Source organism: Bordetella saccharivorans (assembly GCF_045862855.1).
GTDB lineage: Bacteria > Pseudomonadota > Gammaproteobacteria > Burkholderiales > Burkholderiaceae_B > Bordetella_A > Bordetella_A petrii_F.
Genome location: NZ_BAAFZO010000001.1, coordinates 1,072,704 through 1,091,586, shown reverse-complemented (window position 1 = coordinate 1,091,586; position 18,883 = coordinate 1,072,704). Strand labels below are relative to the sequence as shown.

Sequence of the window (18,883 nt, the reverse complement as noted above, 5' to 3'; positions counted from 1 at the left end):
TGATTATGGGCCGAATATGCGTCACGCGCCGCCGCGCGCGGCGGGCAAGGTGTAACAACCTATTATGGGCGGGTGTGCAGGGTGCCCGCCGCGCTGCGCCGCGTCAGCTTCCACACGTGGGCGGGCGGCACATTGGCCAGCACCGTTTCGGTGCGCCGGGCGCGCAGGCCGAGGCGGTCGAGCACGCGACGCGGCACCGGGCAGCGCGGGCCATAGGTGAACAGGTACACCGCGCCGTCGGGGCACAACTGCGAGAAGGTGCCGCGCAGGATGCCGATCTGTTGCTTGACCGGCATGTTCAGCAAGGGCAGGCCGCATACCGCGCCGCCCGCCAGGCCGCCGTCGAACAGCGGCAGCCCGGCCAGCCGCGCGGCGTCGATCTGGTGCACTTGCGCTGCCGGGAAATCGCGCCGCAATTGCTGGGCGAACTGGGAGTCCATTTCCACCAGGGCCAGTTGCGCGGGGTCGAGCCCGCGCGCCACCAGGGCGCGGGTGAAGGCGCCGGTGCCGGCGCCCAGTTCCAGGCAGGGGCCGGCCTCCGGCTCGATGCCGCGGGTGATGGCGGCCGCCAGGCGCGGGCTGGATGGCCAGATGGCGCCGATGCCCCTGGGGTTGGCGTGCCAGGCGCGCAGGAAGCGGATGCGCTCGGCCACCCAGGAATGGCTGGCGATGCGTTCGGCGACCGCGCTGGTGGCCCGGCCGGTGAACCAGACGATACGCAGCAACAGCGAGCCGAAGGACAGGCCGGAAGTGTCTCCGGTCAGGACTTTGAGCGGCATGCAGGACTCCGGTGGGTGAAACCGGCCTGCGGCGTGAGTTGCGACGCGGGCCGGCGACAAACCAGGCGTCAGGGTACTACGCGCAACGGCTTATACAAGCGCGCGGGGCGCATGGGTAGCGCACCGTTGATAAATTTCACAATGTGTTGTGGCGCGGCGGTTCAGCCGCCGCCGACCGCCACCACGATCTCGACCTGGTCGCCGTCGCGCAGCACGGTCGCGCCGTGCTGGCTCTTGGGCACGATTTCGCCGTTGCGCTCGACCGCGATGCGCTTGCCGGCGTAGCCCAGGGTATCGAGCAGTTCGGCGATGGTGGTGTCCAGCGGAAACTCCCGCGCGTCTCCGTTCAGGGTGATGTGCATGATGGTTCTCTGTCTGATCTATTGCGTCGCATAGCCGTCGGTGGCCTCGATGAGGCGGGCCAGCGTGCCGGGCTCGTCGAAGGCGTGGCCGGCGTCCGGCACCAGGTGGAACTGCGCCTGCGGCCAGGCCCGGTGCAGGTCCCAGGCGGTGCGCACCGGCGTGCAGACATCATAGCGGCCTTGCACGATGGTGCCGGGAATGCCGTGCAGTTTATGGGCGTCGCGGATCAGCTGGCCCTCTTCCATGAAGCCGCCATGGACGAAGTAGTGATTCTCGATGCGGGCGAACGCCAGCGCGGCGCGGTCGGCCGCATGGCTCTGCTGGTGGCGCGGGCTGGGCAGCAGCGTGATGGTGCTGTCTTCCCATTTGCTCCAGGCCTTGGCCGCGCGCAGCTGCTCGGCCGGGTCCGGGCCGGTCAGGCGCCGGTGGTAGGCGGCGATCATGTCGCCGCGCTCTTCCGGCGGAATGGGCGCCAGGTAGGCTTCCCAGTGGTCGGGGAACAGCCACGACGCGCCGTCCTGGTAGAACCACTGCAGTTCGGCGCGGCGCAGGCCGAAGATGCCCCGCAGCACCAGCTCGCTGACGTGGCCGGGGTGCGCCTGCGCATAGGCCAGCGCGAGCGTCGAGCCCCACGAACCGCCGAACACCAGCCACCGTTGCGCGCCCATGACTTCGGCGCGCAGCCGTTCGATGTCCGCCACCAGGTGCCAGGTCGTGTTGTTGTCCAGGCTGGCGTGCGGGGTGGAGCGGCCGCAGCCGCGCTGGTCGAACAGCAGCACGTTATAGCGCTGCGGGTTGAACAGCTGGCGATGCACCGGCGAGCAGCCGCTGCCCGGCCCGCCATGCAGGAACACCGCCGGCTTGCCGTCCGGGTTGCCGCACAGTTCCCAATAGACCTGATGGCCGTCGCCGGTATCCAGCATGCCGTGGCGGTAAGGCTCGATGGCGGGGTACAGCATGGCTACGCGATCCTCTTGAAGATGAGGTCCCACACGCCGTGGCCCAGGCGCAGGCCACGCGTCTCGAACTTGGTTTGCGGACGGTAATCGGGGCGCGGCGCGTAGTCAGCCACGGTATTGCGCAGCAGCGGCTCGGCGCTGAGGACCTCGAGCATCTGCGCCGCGTATTCCTGCCAGTCGGTGGCGCAGTGCAGGTAGCCGCCCGGGGCGATGCGGCTGGCCAGCAGCGCCACGAAGGGCGGCTGGATCAGGCGCCGCTTGTGGTGCCGTTTCTTGGGCCAGGGGTCCGGGAAATACACGTGCACGCCCGCCAGGGAGTCGGGCGCGATCATGTCGCGCACCACTTCGACCGCGTCGTGCTGGACGATGCGCACGTTCTCGAGGCCGTTGTCTTCGATCCGGCGCAGCATGGCGCCGACCCCGGCATTGAAGACCTCGACCCCCAGGAAATTGTCGCCCGGCCGCGCCTGCGCGATCTGCTGGGTGGTCTCGCCCATGCCGAAGCCGATTTCCAGCACGGTGGGGGCCGCGCGGCCGAAGGCGGCGGCCAGGTCGAGGCGGCGGTCGGCGTAGGGAATCGACCATTTGCCCAACAACTGTTCCAGCGCCTCGCGCTGGCCCTGGGTAATGTGGCCGCGGCGGTGGACGAAACTGCGGATGTGCGTGGCGCCGGGGCTGTGCGGCGCCTGCCCGGCCGGAGCCAGGGCAGCGCGGGTCGCGTCCGACAGGGAGGCGGGCGCCTGGGCGCCGCCCGGGGATTCGGGGGTGTTCGTATTCATAAGGCGGATTGTAGTGGGCTGGGCGGGCGCCGCGTATCCCCGGGGGGCGACGGCGGCCGCCCGCGGTGCCGGCGTTTTTCGCGCTGCCCCGCCGCCCGGTTGTGGGGTAGCATCTGCCGCATGAATTTCGCCCGCATCGACCTGACCACCCTGGCGCTGTTCGTCGCGGTTGCCCGGGCCGGCAGCATTTCGGCTGGCGCGCGCCAGTCGCACCTGGCCGTCGGCGCGGCCAGCAAGCGCATTTCCGACCTGGAGGCCGCGCTGGGCACGCCGCTGCTGTACCGCAACAGCGCCGGCGTCGAACTGACCGACGCCGGCCAGGCCTGCCTGGCCCATGCCCAGCGCGTGCTGCAGGAAGTGGAACTGATGGCGGGCACGCTGTCCGACTTCGCCCAGGGCGTGCGCGGCCAGGTGCGCATCGCCGCCAACACCTCGTCGCTGACCCAGTTCCTGCCCGAGGACCTGGCCGCCTTCATGGACGAGCACCCGGCGGTGCGCATCGACCTGGAAGAGCAGAACAGCACCGACATCGTCACCGCCGTGCTGGAGAACCGCGCCGACATCGGCGTATTCGCCGACCGCACCCCGGCGTCCGGCCTGCAGACCGTGCCGTACCGCCTGGACGAGCTGGTGGTGATCGCGCCGCAGCGCCATCCGCTGGCCAACTTGTCCCGGGTCGCCTTCGCCGACACCCTGGATTACGCCTACGTAAGCCTGCCGCCGTCCACCTCGCTGGCCTCGCGGCTCAACGAAGAAAGCGCGCGGCTGGGCAAGCAGATGCGCCTGCGCATCCAGGTGCGCAGCTTCGACGCCATCTGCCGCATGGCGGTCGCCACCGGTGGCGTGGGCATCCTGCCGCGCATCGCCGCCGAGCCGCACGCGCGCTCGATGCCGATCCGCCTGATCCCGCTGGCCGACGACTGGGCGCGCCGCTGGCTGCTGCTGGGCGTGCGCGACGCCGACACCCTGACCGTGGCCGCGCGCCTGCTGCTGGCCCACCTGCGCGATGCCCGGCCGGGCAACGAATAGACGGGGCTTTCGCGTTTGGGAAACCCCCGTTTCCCATAAATGCCATTCCCGCGCGCGGCGGATGCGCGCACACTGCCAGGCCTTGGAACTCTATGGATGTCTGGAGGAGGCATGGCAGGGCAGATTCTCGCCGGCATACGCGTGCTGGAACTCGGCCAGCTGATCGCCGGCCCGTTCGCCGCCAAGACCCTGGCGGACTTCGGCGCGCAAGTCGTCAAGATCGAGCCGCCCGGCTTGGGCGACCCCTTGCGCAAATGGCGCCTGCTGCACGAAGGCACCTCCGTCTGGTGGGAAGCGCAATCGCGCAACAAGCAGTCGGTGTGCGTGGACCTGCGCCAGGAAGAGGGGCAGGACATCATCCGCGCCTTGGCCGCGCAGGCCGACGTGCTGATCGAGAACTTCCGCCCCGGCACCATGGAGAAATGGGGCTTGTCCTGGGAAACCTTGCACGCCCTCAACCCGCGCCTGATCATGCTGCGCGTCTCCGGCTACGGCCAGACCGGGCCCAAGGCGCGCGAGCCGGGCTTCGCCGCCATCGGCGAAGCCATGGCCGGGCTGCGCTACCTGAACGGCGAGCCCGGCCGCGCCCCGGTGCGCGCCGGCCTGTCGCTGGGCGACACCATCGCCGGCCTGCACGGGGCGCTGGGCGTGCTGCTGGCCCTGTACCAGCGCGACGCGCGCGGCGGCGTGGGGCAGGTGATCGACGCCGCCCTGTATGAAAGCCTGTTCAACCTGACCGAAAGCCTGCTGCCGGAATACACCGCGTTCGGCGCCGTGCGCGAGCCGGCCGGCGCCTCGCTGCCCGGCATCGCCCCGTCCAATGCCTACCCCTGCCAGGACGGCTATGTGCTCATCGCCGGCAACGGCGACGCCATCTACCAGCGCCTGATGTCCCGCATCGGCCGCGACGACCTGGGCCGCGATCCCGCCCTGGCCCACAACGACGGCCGCGCCGCGCGCGTGGCCGAGATCGACGCCGCCATCGGCGCCTGGACTTCGCAGCGTTCCATCGACGCGGTGCTGGACGCCATGCGCGAAGCCGGCGTGCCCAGCGGCCGCATCTACAGCGTGGCCGACATCGCCCGCGACCCGCACTACCGCGCTCGCAACGCCATCGCCGAAATCCAGGGCGCCAGCGGCGTGCGCGTCGAGATGCCGGCCGTGTTCCCGCTGCTGTCCGACAACCCCGGCGCCATCCGCGAGCGCGCGCCCACGCTGGGCGAACACACCGACGCCGTGCTGGCCGAGGCCGGCCTGACAGAAGCCCAACGCGCGCAGCTGCGCGCCCGTGGAGTCATCGCATGAACACCGGACCCGCCCGCATCGAGATCAACGAAGTCGGCCCGCGCGACGGCCTGCAGATCGAAAGAGCCCAAGTCCCCACCGACGACAAAGTCGCCTTCGTCGACGCCTTGTCCGACTGCGGCTTCGCCCGCATCGAGGTCACCAGCTTCACTTCGCCCAAGGCCATTCCGGCGCTGGCCGACGCCCAGGAAGTGATGCGCCGCATCCGCCGCCGCGACGGCGTTGTCTACACCGCCCTGGTGCCCAACATCCGCGGCCTGGAACGCGCCCTGGAAGTAGGGGTCGACGAGCTGAACCTGGTCATGTCCAGCAGCGAGACCCACAACCGCGCCAACCTGCGCATGACGCGCGAACAGTCGCTGGCCGAACTCGGCGCCGTGCTGCAGGCCGCCCGGGCCGCCGGCGTGCCCAGCAATGTTTCGCTGTCCACCGCGTTCGGCTGCCCCTTCGACGGCGACGTGCCGGGCGACCAGGTGCTGAGCCTGGCCCACCGCCTGGCCGAAGCCGGCGCCGCCGGCATCACTTTGTGCGACACCACCGGCATGGCCTACCCCACCCAGGTCGCCGCACTGTGCGAGCGCATGGCGCGCGAATTGCCCGCCATGCCTCTGACCGTGCACCTGCACAACACCCGCGGCATGGCCCTGGCCAACGCCGTGGCCGCCTGGCAGACCGGCGTCACCCGCTACGATGCCGCCGCCGGCGGCCTGGGCGGCTGTCCCTATGCGCCCGGCGCCAGCGGCAACGTCAACACCGAAGAGCTGGTGCACATGTTCGAGTGCATGGGCGTGCAGACCGGCGTCGCGCTGCAGCCGCTGCTGGCCATCGTGCGCGGCCTGCCCGGCCTGGTCCGGCGCGAATTGACCAACCCCCTGCTGGCCGCCGGCCATCGCCTGGCCACCCACGCGCCGCCCGCGTGGCTGGCCGAACGCTTCGGGCCCGCCTGACCCGCGCCGTACCCAGGCATTTGCTACCCATAACAATCCACCAGGAGACCTGTCCCATGAGCATCCCGTTCCTGACCAAGCCGCTGCGCGCCTGCCTGGCCGCCGCCACCCTGGCGGTCGCCGCCGGCCCCGCCGTCGCGCTGGCCGACTACCCCGACCGCCCCATCACCCTGCTGGTGCCGGCCGCGCCCGGCGGCACCACCGACCTGGCCGCGCGCCTGATCGCCCAGCCGCTGGGCCAGGCCCTGGGCCAGACCGTGGTGGTGGACAACAAGCCGGGGGCGTCGGGCAGCATCGCCACCTCCGCCGTGGCCAAGGCCGCGCCCGATGGCTACACGCTGCTGCTGCAGTATTCCGGCTACAACGCTATCTCGCCGCACGTGCAGCCGCCGCAGGACTGGGACCCGATCAAGGACTTCGCGCCGGTCGCCAACATCCTGTCGGCCCCGCAAGTGATCGTGGTGCGGCCCGACCTGCCGGTCAAATCCCTGAAGGAACTGGTCGCCTACGCCAAGGCCAACCCGGACAAGCTCAACTACGCCTCGTCTGGCAACGGCGCGCTGCAGCACGTGGCCACGGAACTGCTGAAGCAGATGGCCGACGTCAAAATCGAGCACATTCCCTACAAGGGCACCGGCCCGGCGCTGAACGACCTGCTGGGCGGGGCGGTGGACATGACCATCACCACGCCGCCGCCGCTGCTGGGCCACATCGCCGCCGGCAAGCTGCGCGCCCTGGCGGTCACCGGGCCGAAGCGCCTGGATTCGCTGCCCGACGTGCCGACCGCCGCCGAGGCCGGCTACCCCGACCTGCTGGTGTCGTCGTGGTTCGCCATGTACGCGCCGGCCGGCACGCCCAAGGCGGTGGTGGACAAGCTGGCGGGCACCATCGAGGAAATCATGAAGACCGAGGAGTTCCGCAAGAAGGCCGCCGAGCAGGGCGCCGAGGCGGAATTCATGGGGCCGGCCAAACTGGCCGAGTACACCCAGGCGGAATACGACCGCTGGGGCAAGGTGGTCAAGGCCGCCGGGATCAAGGGCAACTGAGCGCCGGCCCAGGGCCGGGGAAAAACCTGGCTATAATTTCATTCTCTGCCGCGCCCTCCGGGGTGCGGTACGACACCCAGGCGGGTGTAGTTCAATGGTAGAACGGCGGCTTCCCAAGCCTCAAGCGTGGGTTCGATTCCCATCACCCGCTCCAATTCGCGCTTCACACTCGTCTCGTCACTTTGGGAGGTCATCCCAAGTGGTTGAAATGCAGTGATGTTTTTATTCCTGATGCCGTTTGGATCGGGAAAATCCACGCCTGGCACCTCAAGTTCGGCACATTTTTCGGCCCATCAACATGGTGTGCCGCATGACCGCCGGTGTTATTCAAGTACCCTTTAGCCTACTTCCGTGCCAGTACGACAAGTATGCAAGACGATCTTTTCGGAGATGTGCCTCTCCAGCCCCTGCCCGATTCCTCGAACAATGCGGCCGCTCATGAGAATCCGGATTTTTCCGTTCTTCGAAGCATGGCCAAGGTGCTTCCCGCGCCTGCGGCGCAGGAGTGGAGCGCGCTCGCGCGGCAGCTTCCGGCGCCGCTGCGCTTCGGCGTTTCTACTTGGTCATACCCGGGCTGGGAAGGGCTGGTCTGGGATGGCGAGTACGATTCGAGCACGCTGTCCAAGCATGGCCTTGGCGCCTACCATCAGCATCCGCTGTTGCGCACGGTTTGTGTGGACCGCACGTTCTGGCGCCCATTGACGGCAAGCCAGTATGCCGTTTATGCGGGGCAGGTCGATGACGACTTCCGTTTCGTCGTGAAATGTCCGGCCAGCATTACCGACGCCCAGGTGCGGGGCGAAGAAGGCAGGTCGCGCGAGGCCAACCCGGTTTTCCTCGATCCGTCGCTGGCCATCCAGGAATTCGTGCGGCCGGCGCTCGAAGGCCTGGGCGCCAAGCTTGGCGTTCTGGTGTTCCAGTTGAGCCCTCTGCCCTGGGGGTGGCTGAGTCGCCCCGCAACGCTGTTCGAGAAGCTGGGCCGCATGCTGGCGGCTGTCCGGGAGGCTTTGCCCGGGCATGGCGCCGTGATCGTCGCGGTGGAAGTGCGGGACCCTGAACTACTGGTCCAGGCGCTGGTCGACACACTCAAGGCGCATGGGGCCACGTTCTGCCTGGGCCTGCATGGCAAGATGCCGCCGATCGAAGCGCAACTGCCGATGCTGCGCGCGCTATGGCCGGGGCCGCTGGTCTGCCGCTGGAACCTGAACCGCATTTTCGGCGCGTATGGTTATGCCGACGCGCAGAAAAAGCACGATCCTTTCAATGCCATTCTCAGCGAGGATCTTCCTACCCGCACGGTGCTGGCGCGTACGATCCGCGGGATCACGGGCGCGGGCCAGCCGGCCTACGTGACAGTCAGCAACGATGCCGAGGGCTGCGCGCCGCTGTCCATCCAGAAGCTGGCTCAGGCCATTGCGGTGTAGGGCTGCCGCCAAGTCATTCAAGCGTCGTCCTCAGCCGCCGATGAATACGGTCTCCGAGCCTTCCGCGATCTGGCCGCCGCATGAAATCGGATCGCCCATCCTGCCGGCAGGCTTGCCGTTGATGAACACCGAGCTCGAGCCTGCCGCCAGGCTGCGCGCGTGATCGGATTCGTCCGGGCGGGCGTGCGACGCGAAGGGGTCTCCTTCACGTACGGCGCCGCGCCCGTCGATGCTGACATCGGGCGAGGCACCGGTGCACGGTGTCGGCGGCGCACCGTCATGGTCAGAGGCCTGGTCGTTGAGTCTGGCTGCGGCTGGCATGGTCGTGTCTATATTCCGAAACAGGCTGGGCCATACGGGTAGGTTCGGCGCTCAACGCCTGGCGTCCGTCTGGGCGAACTTGATTTCTCGATGGGACAGGAACTGCTGAAAGTCCTTGGGCAGGGCATGTAGCGCTGCCGGCGAGCAATCCATCGATACCTGCTCGCAACGTGCCGCCAGCGATACGCACACCTTCATCTTGTCCGCCAACAGATGGGGTACGAAAGACGACAGGGCCTGGCCTTCGAACAGGAACGCGGGGTTCATCGACCTGGCCGCGATGAAGAACGCATCCCCGGGGAGGGCGGCCGATGGCGTGGCCTCGGTCCATGCCTGCCATACCTGTGCCTCGGTGGCGCCTTCGCACCAGGACAGCGATGCCGCGCCGACATGCGTCCAGCCGGCCGCCGCGCACAGGCTTAACCAGGACGCCGCGGGAATGGATTGCAATTCCCGCCGGATGGCTGTCTCTCCTTCGCCAATCAGCGCCGCGATGCTTGCCGCGCGTCGAGGCTGCCCCGTTCTGACAAAGCGGGCGAACAGGTTCGCGTTCGAGTGCTGAATGCGCCACAGGTCCGGCAAGCTCTGGCCGCCCTTGGACAGTCTGGCGCCAGCCAATGCCGGCTTGCTGGATTCGATTGCGCTTTGCGTACTCATTGGGTTACGGGACCGGTTGTTGCAGGAGGCGGGCAGGATTGAAGTTGGTTTCTTCCATCGAGCAGCCCGCCGGAGGCAGGCCCTGCAGATACGGATGAAGGTTGGGAATTTGCCGATAGGGCTGATCGTAGCTCGGTGAGCTGTTCTCCACGACACAGCGCGCGCGCGCGCTCGCGCCCAGCTCCCAATAGAGATTGCGGGGGCCCTCGACGCTCCAGACCCCCGCGGATATTCCCACGCCACCTGCTATCAACCCCGTCCCAGCGTTGGCGACCGTGGCCCTGAAGAAAAAATCGCTCGTCAAGCCTCCCGCTATGCCGTCGTAGCCTTCGATCCGGTATATGCCCGCGGCACCGACGGCCTCGATCTCGGCGCCGGCGATGCCGCCAGGCATGCCCGCAAGGTCGTCGAACGAAAAAGGCTTGTTCGCGTAGATCAATTGGGGGATCGCTTTCTTCATGCGCTGGTACAGCGCCATGCCGCTGTTGGCCTCGCTTTGTTCCCGCTCCATGGTGACGGCATCGTCGATCTTCTTGGCGTTCCCGACGAGATCGTTGGCTTTCTCGAACGCCAGGGCGTCCCTGGCGGCGCCGCCCACGGCCTTGAATATCTTGCCGATGGGGGCGCTCGCGGTGAGACCGCAGTTCAGGATGTTCACCACGCTGATGGCCATGCTGTCCAGGCCAAGAAAAATGAAGCTGTGGTAGCCGCATACGACGGCCAGGCTGCCGTCATAGGAAATGAGCCAGCGCTTGGATTTCGCGCCCATGGTGCCCACCCAATCCTCGGGCTTCATCAGGTCATTGCCAAATGGAAATTCCGTGTCGTCCATGTCACTGATCCGAGGGCGTCAGGAAGCAGTACTGTTTTTCTTTGAATTGCATTGCCAGATACTGACAACCACTCCAATTCTCGGTCAGGCAGGCCTGCTCTGGCTCCGCCATCTCGTTCATGGTGCATTTTTCGCCTTGACACACCTTGGTATACACCTTCCCCGTTTTCAGGTGACCAGCGGAGATGATGGTCTTGTCCCTTGGCAGGGTGAGCGCTCCGAAAGCGTCGACCATGGCTTGCTGCTGCTGGCGCGTACCCGACGGCGGCTGCCTGCCGATCGTCAATTCTCCGGCCAGCACCATGTTCTTGTTGTATTCGGAATACTGCTCGCTGCCGCAAGAAAGTTTCCCTTGTGCCGAAGCCAGGGGCGGTTGGCCTTGCTCGCCAAAAAAATGCGATGCAATCAATACACCGGCGATCACGAGCAATAATGTCACGCCCGCGATAAAGAACTGTCGCTTGTTGTGGATCATGAGGATTGATGTGCTTAATGCGATTGGGTGAATCTTGATATTGGGGCGATCAATTCAGATTGATTTTCCTGGAAGAAAGCGCAATCTCGTTCGTGGCTTGCATTTCGATGCCGTTCTCGAAATTCAGGAAGAGCGTGTCTCCGCTCAACCGAATGAACCCATCGGCGGTCAAGCGCAGCTCCGATTTTCCGACCTGAACGTGGAATTCGCCATTCGAGGTCATGGAAACCGTGTTGGCAGCGTCCACCGAGATGTTGGAACCCGACGTCAGTTGTATCGAATGACCGGCGCTTTCGACGATCGTGCCGCCCACCGTCACGGTCTTGGTCAGGCCCACGAACTCGGTCTTGACGCCGGCGGTGGCCTCGTTGATGGCCTGGTCCGCGAACAGGGAATAAACGCCGCGCCCCAGCTGGTTGATGCCCGGGATCGGCAACGCCTTGGCCACGTCGGCAATACCCTCCACCAACTTGCGGAACGAATCGGACAACACGCGTCCCACGCCGCTGGGGCCCACGTGCAGCGTCATGTTGCCGTGCACCGACTCACTGTGATTGCCATCGACCTCGATGGCCTTGTGGTTTCCCACCGACTGCACCCAGTTATTGTCGATCCGCTCGGTATGGTTGTTCTTGGTCTTCTCGTTGCGGTCCTTCTGCGCCAGGACGTAGATTTCTTCCTGGCCGGTCTTGTCCTCGAATCTCAGGGCATTGGCGGTGTGGTAGTTGCCGCCAGGGCTGGAGCGCGTATAGATGCCCATCTGAGTCTCGTTGTCGGGCAGCTTCCAGGGCGGCATCTTCGCCGCGTTGTATACCCGTCCCGTGATGATCGGATAATCCGGATCCCCGTTCAGAAAATCCACGATTACCTCGTCGCCAATACGTGGCACCTGGATCGCGCCGAAATTGCCGCTGGCCCAGCTGCTGGATACACGGATCCAGCAGGAGCTGTTCTCGTCGCGCTTGTCGTAGCGGTCCCAGTGGAAATGCACCTTGACCCGGCCGTACTCGTCGGTCCAGATCTCCTTGCCCTGCGGTCCTACCACCACCGCGGTCTGCGGGCCTCTGGATCGCGGCTTTTCGGTGATGCGGGGCGGCCGGAACGGCAGCTTCGCATCCTGCACCGTCAGGTTGAACAGGCACCTGTGGCTCTGCGAGGCATCGTCGCCCACGGAGCTGTAGTTGTTCTCCTTCAGGTCGTAGCGCGTGGCCAGCACTAGATATTCGCGGTTTTCTTCCGTGCGCGGGCAGCCGGTCAGATTGAACCGCGAGCCGGTGGCCACGCCCCGGGCCGTGCTGCGCAATGTGCGGGTGTTGCGCACGTGATGCTGTTCCTCCATGCGCTGGCGTGCGTAGCGCTCGCCCAGGGGCGCGTCTCCGTAGTTGCCGGGCCAGTCGTATACCTCGGCCTGGCTGTGCTCATGGGGTAGCTGGATTCGCTGGCGGGCCATCAGGTCGGCATTGGGCGTGACGAAGTTGTAGTCGTTGGTCGTGTACCGGCCGGGCCGCAGGCCCTGGTATACCGCCAGCCGGGTCATGTAGTCCTGCCGCGGCAGCGTCAGCTTGTCTTCGGGGAAGTACCGGACCTGCTCATAGCCAGCCACGGTCTTGTGGCTTTGCACTTCGTCGCTCATCACCAGGGTGTGTTCGTCCTGGGCGTGCCGGAAGTAGTAGTGGATGCCTTCGGCTTCCAGCAGCCGGCTGACGAACTGGAAATCGCTTTCGTCGTACTGCACGCAATAGACGCGCGGCTCGTAGTTTTCGGCCAGCTCGAATTCGAACGGGTAACCGTAAGGCGCCAGCACCTGCTTGATGGTGTCCGGCACGGTCTGGTTCTGATAGATGCGGAAGTCCCGCTTGTGCGTGGCCAGCCACAGCCACGGTACCGCTACGGCCTCGTAGACGAAATAGCGATCCGTGTCGTCGGCCTGGCCAAGCAGCGCAAAGCTGGCGATCACGCCGCCGAGATACCTGGGCGTGGCCGTGGTTTCTATCGTCAGGGTAAGGGGCTGCCCCAGCAGGCTTCCGACGTCGACGTGCATCGAACGATGCAGCAGGCGCACCCGGTACTCTGACAAGGTAGACAAGCCGTCCGTGCCTTGCATGGCGTCGAACAGAAATCCGGAGGACTCGGTGCCGACTGAAACCCGGATTACCCGGTCCGTATTCAGTATGTTTGATGGATCTGCAATCGAAGGCATCTCCCGTGAATGAGCGGTACTTATCATTCTGGACTTGTGTATGGCCATGAAGCGTTGGTGCGCCGCGTATACTAAATGAACCCCAGCAGGTATATTTCTTAAATTTGTTTGCAAATAGACATGTGTGATTCCATGTGTAACTGCAAAAAAGTAAGCTGACTACGGGGTTTTTTGCGCGGTTCATCCAGCCCTTGGAGCCGAATCCAAGGGACCGGACGTCAGAACGGTGGTTGTAGCTACATTCTGTTTCAATGGCTTGGCCAGCGATGCTTGGAGGGGGCGTCGCCTGTCAGCCAGGGCGATATCGCTACCGAGCTTCGCCAAAGCATGCTCGACCCAAGCGTCCGAATCCCTAGCGGGCCAGGTAGGAATCCATGGGGATCAGCTCGACGGCCCATCCACCTGCTTCGCCCAGCGTGGCGGCCGGGTGCATGGATGCGATGCGCAGCGCCTCGTCATGGCTGTCCGCCTCAATAATGAACAAGCCGCCCACCACTTCCTTCGACTCGGTGTAGGGTCCGTCCGTGACGCGCGTCTTGCCGTTGCGCGGGCGCAGCGTCTTCCAGCTGTCGGGATCGCCAAGCGACGCGGAAACCAGGACCTTGCCGGTGGCGCGCATTTTCTCGTCCAAGCCGGGACATTGGCTCACCAAATCCTTGACGTCATCTGGCGCCATCGCTGCGAACTTTTCTGGGGTGAAATAGGCCAAGCCGAGATATTTCATGGGAAGTCCTTTGGGTGGTAATGCGCCAACGATGAACCCGATGCTTGCCTCGTCAACCGCAGGCAACCGTGTCAAGCAGAGATGACTCCGCGCACCAGGAGCGCTCCGCCGGTGCCCAGCAAAACCAGATAAAGAGCGCGCAGAAAACGTGTCCGGTCCAGTTTGTGCGCGATCCTGTTGCCGATGAAGACGCCAAGCACCATTGCCGGCAGCAGGACCAGCGAAAGCCCGACCACTTGCCAGTCGGAATACTTGCCTGCCACGGCAAAGAGCACGACCCGGACGACCGCGCTGATGGCGATCAGGCTGGTCTGGCTTGCCCGTATCACGGTGGGGTCGTCGATCCGGCGCGTCAGGTAGATCGCATACAGCCATGCGCCCGCGCCAAACATGGCGCTTAAGATGCCGCCCGCAAAGCCATACCACCACGCCCATCCGGGGCGCAGCGGCCGCCGCCGGGGCCGTGTCAACATGCCGCGCAAGGCATAGAGGACGACGAATGCGCCGAGCAGCACCATCAGCGCCGCCAAGGGAACGATGATGAGCAGGTAGGCGCCCGCAGTCAGGCCTAGCATCATCGCCGGAAGCAGGCGCAAGACTTCCGCTTTCGCCACTTTTGAGCCTAGTCTCAAGCCGTTGCCGGCCGAGGCGGCGAGGTCGAGGAGGGATTGGGCGGGGATCAGCGTGGGCAGCGGCACTACTTGCGCCACGATGGGAGCCGAGATGAGCGTCGTGCCGAATCCGACCATGGCGAAGACCGTGTACGCGACGACGAATGTCGGCGCTGCGACGAGGACCGTTTCGAGGTCGGGCATCTGGCGGCTCGGGTAATCGGGGCAAGCGCGAAGTGTACTGCTTCGTCCTGGGCCGACCTGAAGTTAATGGGGGCGGATTAGGGCCGAGACGCGGGCGTTGCGCCCGGGCAATCCCGGCGCAAGTCGCGCTTTCTGCGCTTGACCTTCCCACCGTGGCAAGCTTTAAGCTCCCCTCATGTCGAATGTCACTATGGGAAGCAAGCCATGAACATGCCGAGCAGCAGCAATGCCGGCGCCGCGGCGGCGACGATCAGCCTGCCTATCGAAGGCATGACCTGCGCCAGCTGCGTGGGCCGGGTCGAGGCCGCGCTGGCCAGGGTCGAAGGCGTGGGCAGCGTGTCGGTCAACCTGGCCACCGAGCGCGCCGATATCCGCCCGGCCGGGCCGGTGGACCGGCAGGCGCTGATCCAGGCGATCGAGAAGGTGGGTTACGACGTGCCCGCCAGCACCGTCGAGCTGGCGGTCGGGGGCATGACCTGCGCATCCTGCGTGGGCCGCGTCGAGAAGGCGCTCAAGGCGGTGCCGGGTGTCGCGCAGGCCACGGTGAACCTGGCCACCGAACGCGCCACCGTGCGCGGCGTGGCGGCCGTGCAAGACCTGGTGGCGGCCATCGAGAAGGTCGGCTACGAGGCCCGTCCGGCCGATACCGGCGCGCAGGCCGGGGAGCAGGCCGCGGAAAAGAAGGACGCCGAGCGGGCCGGGTTGAAGCGGGACCTGATCCTGGCCACCGTGCTGGCATTGCCGGTGTTCGTGCTCGAAATGGGTTCGCACGTGATTCCCGGCATGCACGAGTGGGTCATGGATACCATCGGCATGCGGCAGAGCTGGTACCTGCAGTTCGCGCTGACCTTGCTGGTGCTGGCCATTCCCGGCCGGCGCTTCTACCTGAAGGGCTTTCCCGCGCTGGCGCGCCTGGCCCCGGACATGAACTCGCTGGTCGCGGTCGGCACGGCCGCGGCGTTCGGCTATTCGCTGGTGGCTACGTTCGCGCCCGGCCTGCTGCCGGCAGGCACGGTGAATGTCTACTACGAGGCGGCCGCCGTCATCGTGGCGCTGATCCTGCTGGGGCGCTATCTGGAGGCGCGCGCCAAGGGACGCACCTCCGAGGCCATCAAGCGCCTGGTCGGCTTGCAGGCGAAGGTGGCGCACGTCTCGCGCGGCGGGCGCATCGTGGATATTCCGGTCAATGACGTGGCGCTGGGCGACATCGTGGAAGTCCGCCCTGGCGAGCGCGTGCCGGTCGACGGCGAAGTGACCGACGGCAGCAGCTTCGTGGACGAGTCGATGATCACGGGCGAGCCGATTCCCGTCGAGAAGACGGCCGGCAGCGCGGTGGTGGGCGGCACGGTCAACCAGAAGGGGGCGCTGACGCTGCGCGCCACCGCCGTGGGCGGGCAGACCATGCTGGCGCAGATCATCCGCCTGGTCGAGCAGGCGCAGGGTTCCAAGCTGCCGATCCAGGCGGTGGTGGACAAGGTGACGCTGTGGTTCGTGCCGGCGGTGATGCTGGCCGCCGCGCTGACTTTCCTGGCCTGGCTGGTGTTCGGGCCGTCGCCGGCCCTGACTTTTGCGCTGGTCAATGCCGTGGCGGTGCTGATCATCGCCTGCCCCTGCGCCATGGGCCTGGCCACGCCGACCTCCATCATGGTGGGCACGGGGCGCGGCGCCGAGATGGGCGTATTGTTCCGCAAGGGCGAGGCGCTGCAGTTGCTGAAGGACGCGCGGGTGGTGGCGGTGGACAAGACCGGCACGCTGACGGAAGGCCGCCCGGCGATGACCGACCTGGAGATCGCCCCGGGCTTCGAGCGCGGCGAGGTGCTGGCGAAGGTGGCTGCCGTGGAATCGCGCTCGGAGCATCCGATTGCCCGCGCCATCGTCGCGGCGGCGGAGCAAGGCGGCATTGCGCCGCCGGCGATGAGCGGTTTCGAGTCGGTCACGGGCATGGGCGTGCGTGCCACGGTGGGCGGCGCGCGCGTGGAAGTGGGCGCGGACCGCTATATGCGCCAGTTGGGCCTGGACGTGGGCGATTTCGGCGGCACGGCCGAGCGGCTGGCCAACGAGGGCAAGTCGCCGCTGTACGCCGCCATCGACGGCCGGCTGGCGGCGATCATCGCGGTAGCCGATCCGGTCAAGCCGAGCACGCCCGCCGCCATCGCGGCGCTGCACGAGCTTGGCCTGAAGGTGGCCATGATCACCGGCGACAACGCCCGCACCGCGCAGGCCATCGCCAGGCAGCTGGGCATCGACGAGGTGGTGGCCGAGGTCCTGCCGGCAGGCAAGGTGGAGGCGGTGCGCCGGCTCAAGGCGGCGCATGGCCAGGTCGCGTTCGTGGGCGACGGCATCAATGACGCGCCGGCGCTGGCCGAGGCCGACGTGGGCCTGGCCATCGGCACCGGCACCGATGTGGCGGTGGAGTCCGCCGACGTGGTGCTGGTGTCGGGCAACCTGCAGGGCGTGCCGAATGCCATCGCGCTGTCCAAGGCCACCCTCGGCAATATTCGCCAGAACCTGTTCTGGGCCTTTGCCTACAACACGGCGCTGATTCCAGTGGCCGCCGGCGCCTTGTACCCGGGCTGGGGCGTGTTGCTGTCGCCGGTGTTCGCGGCTGGCGCGATGGCCATGTCGAGCGTGTTCGTGCTGGGCAATGCATTGCGCCTGCGCCGCTTCCAGGCGCCGCTGTAAATACCGCTGGATCTTCCCACCGCGGCAGGCATCTCGCTGCCGCGCCATTTCACAAGCAAGGAGTTTTCCATGCAGTTCCATCTCGACGACATGACCTGCGGCGGCTGCGCCCGTACCGTGACCAAGGCGATCCAGCTGCTCGATCCCGACGCCAGCGTGGTCACGGATCCGCCGGCTCGCCTGGTCAAGGTGCAAACCTCGGCGTCCGAGGCGGAGGTCGTCGCGGCGCTGCGCGAGGCCGGCTTCCCCCCGCGCGCGCAATAACAGGTCATTGCGGCCGGCCCCGACGCGGGCCCGCCGCTGCCGGCGGGCGCGTCGGCATGGGCCGCTAGGCTACCTGCGCGGCATCCGCGTCGTAGGTGAACAGCCACTCGTACCGTTCACGCACCCGCTCTTCGCTCCATTCCCGCTCGACATAGGCCGCCGCGCCGGCCGCGTGGGCCAGTTCCGGGTTGTGGAAGCGCTTGGCATTCTCCGCCGAGCCGCGCACGACTCGCGCCGTGCGCTCGGTACGCAGTTCCTGGTAGCGCACCAGCGCCCGCTCCGCCGCGCCGGGCAGCTCGGCGAGGCAGCGCGCCAGCACATAGCCGTCCTCGATCGCCATGGCCGCGCCCGAGGCCAGCATGGGCAGGGTTGGGTGGCAGGCGTCGCCCAGCAGGGTGATGCGCCCCCGCGTCCATTGCGCCAGCGGTTCGCGCAGCATCAGCGCCCACTTGAATGGCGTGTCCAGCGCGTGGATCAGCGTCTGCACATCGTCGTGCCAGCCGGCGAAATCGCCGGCGCATTCGGCGATGGAGCCCTGCTGCGTCCAGGATTCCACTTGCCAGTCGTCCCGTTCCAGGATGCCGACGAAGTTCACCAGTTCGCCGCGACGCAGCGGGTAGTGGATGACATGGGCGCCGGGGCCGACCCAGTTCACCGCGTACGGCTCGCGCAGGTGCGGCGGCAGTTTTTCGGCCGGGATCACGCCGCGCCAGGCCAGCGCGCCCGAGAAGCGGGCCTGGTCCTGGCCGTGCAGGGCGGCGCGCACGCGCGAATGCACGCCGTCGGCGCCCACCAGGATGTCGGCCCGGCGGGTGCTGCCGTCGGCCAGGGTGGCGGTGGCCCCGTCGGGGTCCTGCGCCACGGCTTCGACCCGGGCGTTCAGCTCGATGGCTTGCGGGTCGCGCGCCAGCACCGCCTCGGCCAGCACGCGGTGCAGGTCGGCGCGGTAGATGGTCAGGTACGGGTAGCCGTAGCGTTCGACGGATTGCCCGCCCAGGTCGAACAGCGGCCAGGTCTGGCCGGTGTTCCACAGGCGGATGCGCTTGCCGGCCGCCGGGCTGGCGACACGCTCCAGGGCCTCGCCCAACCCCAGCCGGTACAGCACCCGGTTGGCATTGGCGCTGAGCTGGATGCCGGCGCCCAGCTCCCGCAGCTGCTCGGCCTGTTCCAGCACGCGGACCCGAAAGCCGCGCGCCTGCAGGGCCAGCGCGGCGGTCAGGCCGCCCAGGCCGGCGCCGGCGATCAGGATCTGGGGTTTGGCGGTGTCATCGGGCATTGTGCT

General features: G+C 66.9%; 19 protein-coding genes and 1 tRNA gene. 8 read left to right on the top strand and 12 right to left on the bottom strand.

Annotation, left to right across the window (positions count from 1 at the left end; all coding sequences use genetic code 11):
- Positions 1-62 precede the first annotated feature (62 nt).
- From ACKTT0_RS05205 to trmB, 4 genes are all read right to left on the bottom strand, one after another.
- Positions 63-779 carry a class I SAM-dependent methyltransferase gene (locus ACKTT0_RS05205; RefSeq protein ID WP_407848703.1) on the bottom strand — a complete coding sequence of 239 codons (717 nt, stop codon included), beginning with the start codon at positions 777-779 and terminating at the stop codon, positions 63-65.
- Between the two features lie 161 nt (positions 780-940).
- Positions 941-1,141 carry a sulfur carrier protein ThiS gene (thiS, locus tag ACKTT0_RS05200; RefSeq protein WP_028352853.1) on the bottom strand — a complete coding sequence of 67 codons (201 nt, stop codon included), beginning with the start codon at positions 1,139-1,141 and terminating at the stop codon, positions 941-943.
- An 18-nt stretch (positions 1,142-1,159) separates the two neighbouring features.
- Complete coding sequence (gene pip, locus ACKTT0_RS05195) at positions 1,160-2,101, bottom strand: prolyl aminopeptidase (RefSeq protein ID WP_407848700.1); 942 nt, start codon at positions 2,099-2,101, stop codon at positions 1,160-1,162.
- Between the two features lie 2 nt (positions 2,102-2,103).
- Positions 2,104-2,880, bottom strand: a complete 777-nt coding sequence (gene trmB / locus ACKTT0_RS05190; RefSeq protein WP_407848698.1) for a tRNA (guanosine(46)-N7)-methyltransferase TrmB — start codon at positions 2,878-2,880, stop codon at positions 2,104-2,106.
- 120 nt (positions 2,881-3,000) lie between these two features.
- Between trmB and ACKTT0_RS05185 the strand changes: the two genes are divergently transcribed.
- From ACKTT0_RS05185 to ACKTT0_RS05160, 6 genes are all read left to right on the top strand, one after another.
- Positions 3,001-3,909, top strand: coding sequence for a LysR family transcriptional regulator (locus ACKTT0_RS05185; RefSeq protein WP_407848696.1), 909 nt, complete (start codon positions 3,001-3,003; stop codon positions 3,907-3,909).
- Positions 3,910-4,020: 111 nt separating this feature from the next.
- Positions 4,021-5,214, top strand: a complete 1,194-nt coding sequence (locus ACKTT0_RS05180) for a CaiB/BaiF CoA transferase family protein (protein ID WP_407848694.1) — start codon at positions 4,021-4,023, stop codon at positions 5,212-5,214.
- Complete coding sequence (locus ACKTT0_RS05175; RefSeq protein WP_407848692.1) at positions 5,211-6,161, top strand: hydroxymethylglutaryl-CoA lyase; 951 nt, start codon at positions 5,211-5,213, stop codon at positions 6,159-6,161. The genes ACKTT0_RS05180 and ACKTT0_RS05175 overlap by 4 nt, the downstream gene beginning before the upstream one ends.
- A gap of 56 nt (positions 6,162-6,217) precedes the next feature.
- The gene (locus ACKTT0_RS05170) at positions 6,218-7,207 is read left to right on the top strand and encodes a Bug family tripartite tricarboxylate transporter substrate binding protein (RefSeq protein WP_407848690.1); all 990 of its coding nucleotides are present in this window, start codon (positions 6,218-6,220) and stop codon (positions 7,205-7,207) included.
- An 80-nt stretch (positions 7,208-7,287) separates the two neighbouring features.
- A tRNA-Gly gene (locus ACKTT0_RS05165) sits at positions 7,288-7,361 on the top strand.
- A gap of 214 nt (positions 7,362-7,575) precedes the next feature.
- Positions 7,576-8,631 (top strand): DUF72 domain-containing protein, encoded by a 1,056-nt coding sequence (locus tag ACKTT0_RS05160; protein ID WP_407848688.1) that lies wholly within the window; start codon positions 7,576-7,578, stop codon positions 8,629-8,631.
- 30 nt (positions 8,632-8,661) lie between these two features.
- Here the strand turns inward: ACKTT0_RS05160 and ACKTT0_RS05155 are convergent, their stop codons facing one another.
- The 7 genes from ACKTT0_RS05155 to ACKTT0_RS05125 form a co-directional block, all read right to left on the bottom strand.
- The gene (locus ACKTT0_RS05155) at positions 8,662-8,952 is read right to left on the bottom strand and encodes a PAAR domain-containing protein (RefSeq protein ID WP_407848686.1); all 291 of its coding nucleotides are present in this window, start codon (positions 8,950-8,952) and stop codon (positions 8,662-8,664) included.
- Between the two features lie 51 nt (positions 8,953-9,003).
- Positions 9,004-9,609 carry a hypothetical protein gene (locus ACKTT0_RS05150; protein ID WP_407848684.1) on the bottom strand — a complete coding sequence of 202 codons (606 nt, stop codon included), beginning with the start codon at positions 9,607-9,609 and terminating at the stop codon, positions 9,004-9,006.
- A gap of 4 nt (positions 9,610-9,613) precedes the next feature.
- Positions 9,614-10,441, bottom strand: a complete 828-nt coding sequence (locus tag ACKTT0_RS05145) for a hypothetical protein (protein ID WP_407848683.1) — start codon at positions 10,439-10,441, stop codon at positions 9,614-9,616.
- Position 10,442: 1 nt separating this feature from the next.
- Positions 10,443-10,916, bottom strand: coding sequence for a hypothetical protein (locus tag ACKTT0_RS05140; RefSeq protein ID WP_407848681.1), 474 nt, complete (start codon positions 10,914-10,916; stop codon positions 10,443-10,445).
- Between the two features lie 49 nt (positions 10,917-10,965).
- Positions 10,966-13,020 carry a type VI secretion system Vgr family protein gene (locus ACKTT0_RS05135; RefSeq protein ID WP_472977665.1) on the bottom strand — a complete coding sequence of 685 codons (2,055 nt, stop codon included), beginning with the start codon at positions 13,018-13,020 and terminating at the stop codon, positions 10,966-10,968.
- 448 nt (positions 13,021-13,468) lie between these two features.
- Positions 13,469-13,840, bottom strand: coding sequence for a YciI family protein (locus tag ACKTT0_RS05130; protein ID WP_407848677.1), 372 nt, complete (start codon positions 13,838-13,840; stop codon positions 13,469-13,471).
- A gap of 71 nt (positions 13,841-13,911) precedes the next feature.
- On the bottom strand, positions 13,912-14,655 hold the full coding sequence (locus ACKTT0_RS05125) for a sulfite exporter TauE/SafE family protein (protein ID WP_407848675.1): 744 nt from the start codon (positions 14,653-14,655) through the stop codon (positions 13,912-13,914).
- A 210-nt stretch (positions 14,656-14,865) separates the two neighbouring features.
- On the opposite strand from ACKTT0_RS05125, the gene ACKTT0_RS05120 reads away from it, so the two are divergent.
- Both ACKTT0_RS05120 and ACKTT0_RS05115 read left to right on the top strand, forming a co-directional pair.
- Positions 14,866-17,337, top strand: a complete 2,472-nt coding sequence (locus tag ACKTT0_RS05120; protein ID WP_472977673.1) for a heavy metal translocating P-type ATPase — start codon at positions 14,866-14,868, stop codon at positions 17,335-17,337.
- A 69-nt stretch (positions 17,338-17,406) separates the two neighbouring features.
- Entirely contained in the window at positions 17,407-17,601 is a 195-nt protein-coding gene (locus tag ACKTT0_RS05115; protein ID WP_028352841.1) for a heavy-metal-associated domain-containing protein, read from the top strand.
- A gap of 64 nt (positions 17,602-17,665) precedes the next feature.
- On the opposite strand, the gene ACKTT0_RS05110 is transcribed toward ACKTT0_RS05115, so the two are convergent.
- A complete protein-coding gene (locus tag ACKTT0_RS05110) occupies positions 17,666-18,877 on the bottom strand; it encodes an FAD-dependent monooxygenase (RefSeq protein ID WP_407848671.1) in 1,212 nt (403 codons plus the stop codon).
- Positions 18,878-18,883: the final 6 nt, after the last annotated feature.

Bases quoted from the DNA above. Each gene is read 5' to 3' on its own strand.
- ACKTT0_RS05205 (WP_407848703.1), bottom strand. From the start codon at position 779: ATGCCGCTCAAAGTCCTGACCGGAGACACTTCCGGCCTGTCCTTCGGC.
- thiS (WP_028352853.1), bottom strand. From the start codon at position 1,141: ATGCACATCACCCTGAACGGAGACGCGCGGGAGTTTCCGCTGGACACC.
- pip (WP_407848700.1), bottom strand. From the start codon at position 2,101: ATGCTGTACCCCGCCATCGAGCCTTACCGCCACGGCATGCTGGATACC.
- trmB (WP_407848698.1), bottom strand. From the start codon at position 2,880: ATGAATACGAACACCCCCGAATCCCCGGGCGGCGCCCAGGCGCCCGCC.
- ACKTT0_RS05185 (WP_407848696.1), top strand. From the start codon at position 3,001: ATGAATTTCGCCCGCATCGACCTGACCACCCTGGCGCTGTTCGTCGCG.
- ACKTT0_RS05180 (WP_407848694.1), top strand. From the start codon at position 4,021: ATGGCAGGGCAGATTCTCGCCGGCATACGCGTGCTGGAACTCGGCCAG.
- ACKTT0_RS05175 (WP_407848692.1), top strand. From the start codon at position 5,211: ATGAACACCGGACCCGCCCGCATCGAGATCAACGAAGTCGGCCCGCGC.
- ACKTT0_RS05170 (WP_407848690.1), top strand. From the start codon at position 6,218: ATGAGCATCCCGTTCCTGACCAAGCCGCTGCGCGCCTGCCTGGCCGCC.
- ACKTT0_RS05160 (WP_407848688.1), top strand. From the start codon at position 7,576: ATGCAAGACGATCTTTTCGGAGATGTGCCTCTCCAGCCCCTGCCCGAT.
- ACKTT0_RS05155 (WP_407848686.1), bottom strand. From the start codon at position 8,952: ATGCCAGCCGCAGCCAGACTCAACGACCAGGCCTCTGACCATGACGGT.
- ACKTT0_RS05150 (WP_407848684.1), bottom strand. From the start codon at position 9,609: ATGAGTACGCAAAGCGCAATCGAATCCAGCAAGCCGGCATTGGCTGGC.
- ACKTT0_RS05145 (WP_407848683.1), bottom strand. From the start codon at position 10,441: ATGGACGACACGGAATTTCCATTTGGCAATGACCTGATGAAGCCCGAG.
- ACKTT0_RS05140 (WP_407848681.1), bottom strand. From the start codon at position 10,916: ATGATCCACAACAAGCGACAGTTCTTTATCGCGGGCGTGACATTATTG.
- ACKTT0_RS05135 (WP_472977665.1), bottom strand. From the start codon at position 13,020: ATGCAAGGCACGGACGGCTTGTCTACCTTGTCAGAGTACCGGGTGCGC.
- ACKTT0_RS05130 (WP_407848677.1), bottom strand. From the start codon at position 13,840: ATGAAATATCTCGGCTTGGCCTATTTCACCCCAGAAAAGTTCGCAGCG.
- ACKTT0_RS05125 (WP_407848675.1), bottom strand. From the start codon at position 14,655: ATGCCCGACCTCGAAACGGTCCTCGTCGCAGCGCCGACATTCGTCGTC.
- ACKTT0_RS05120 (WP_472977673.1), top strand. From the start codon at position 14,866: ATGCCGAGCAGCAGCAATGCCGGCGCCGCGGCGGCGACGATCAGCCTG.
- ACKTT0_RS05115 (WP_028352841.1), top strand. From the start codon at position 17,407: ATGCAGTTCCATCTCGACGACATGACCTGCGGCGGCTGCGCCCGTACC.
- ACKTT0_RS05110 (WP_407848671.1), bottom strand. From the start codon at position 18,877: ATGCCCGATGACACCGCCAAACCCCAGATCCTGATCGCCGGCGCCGGC.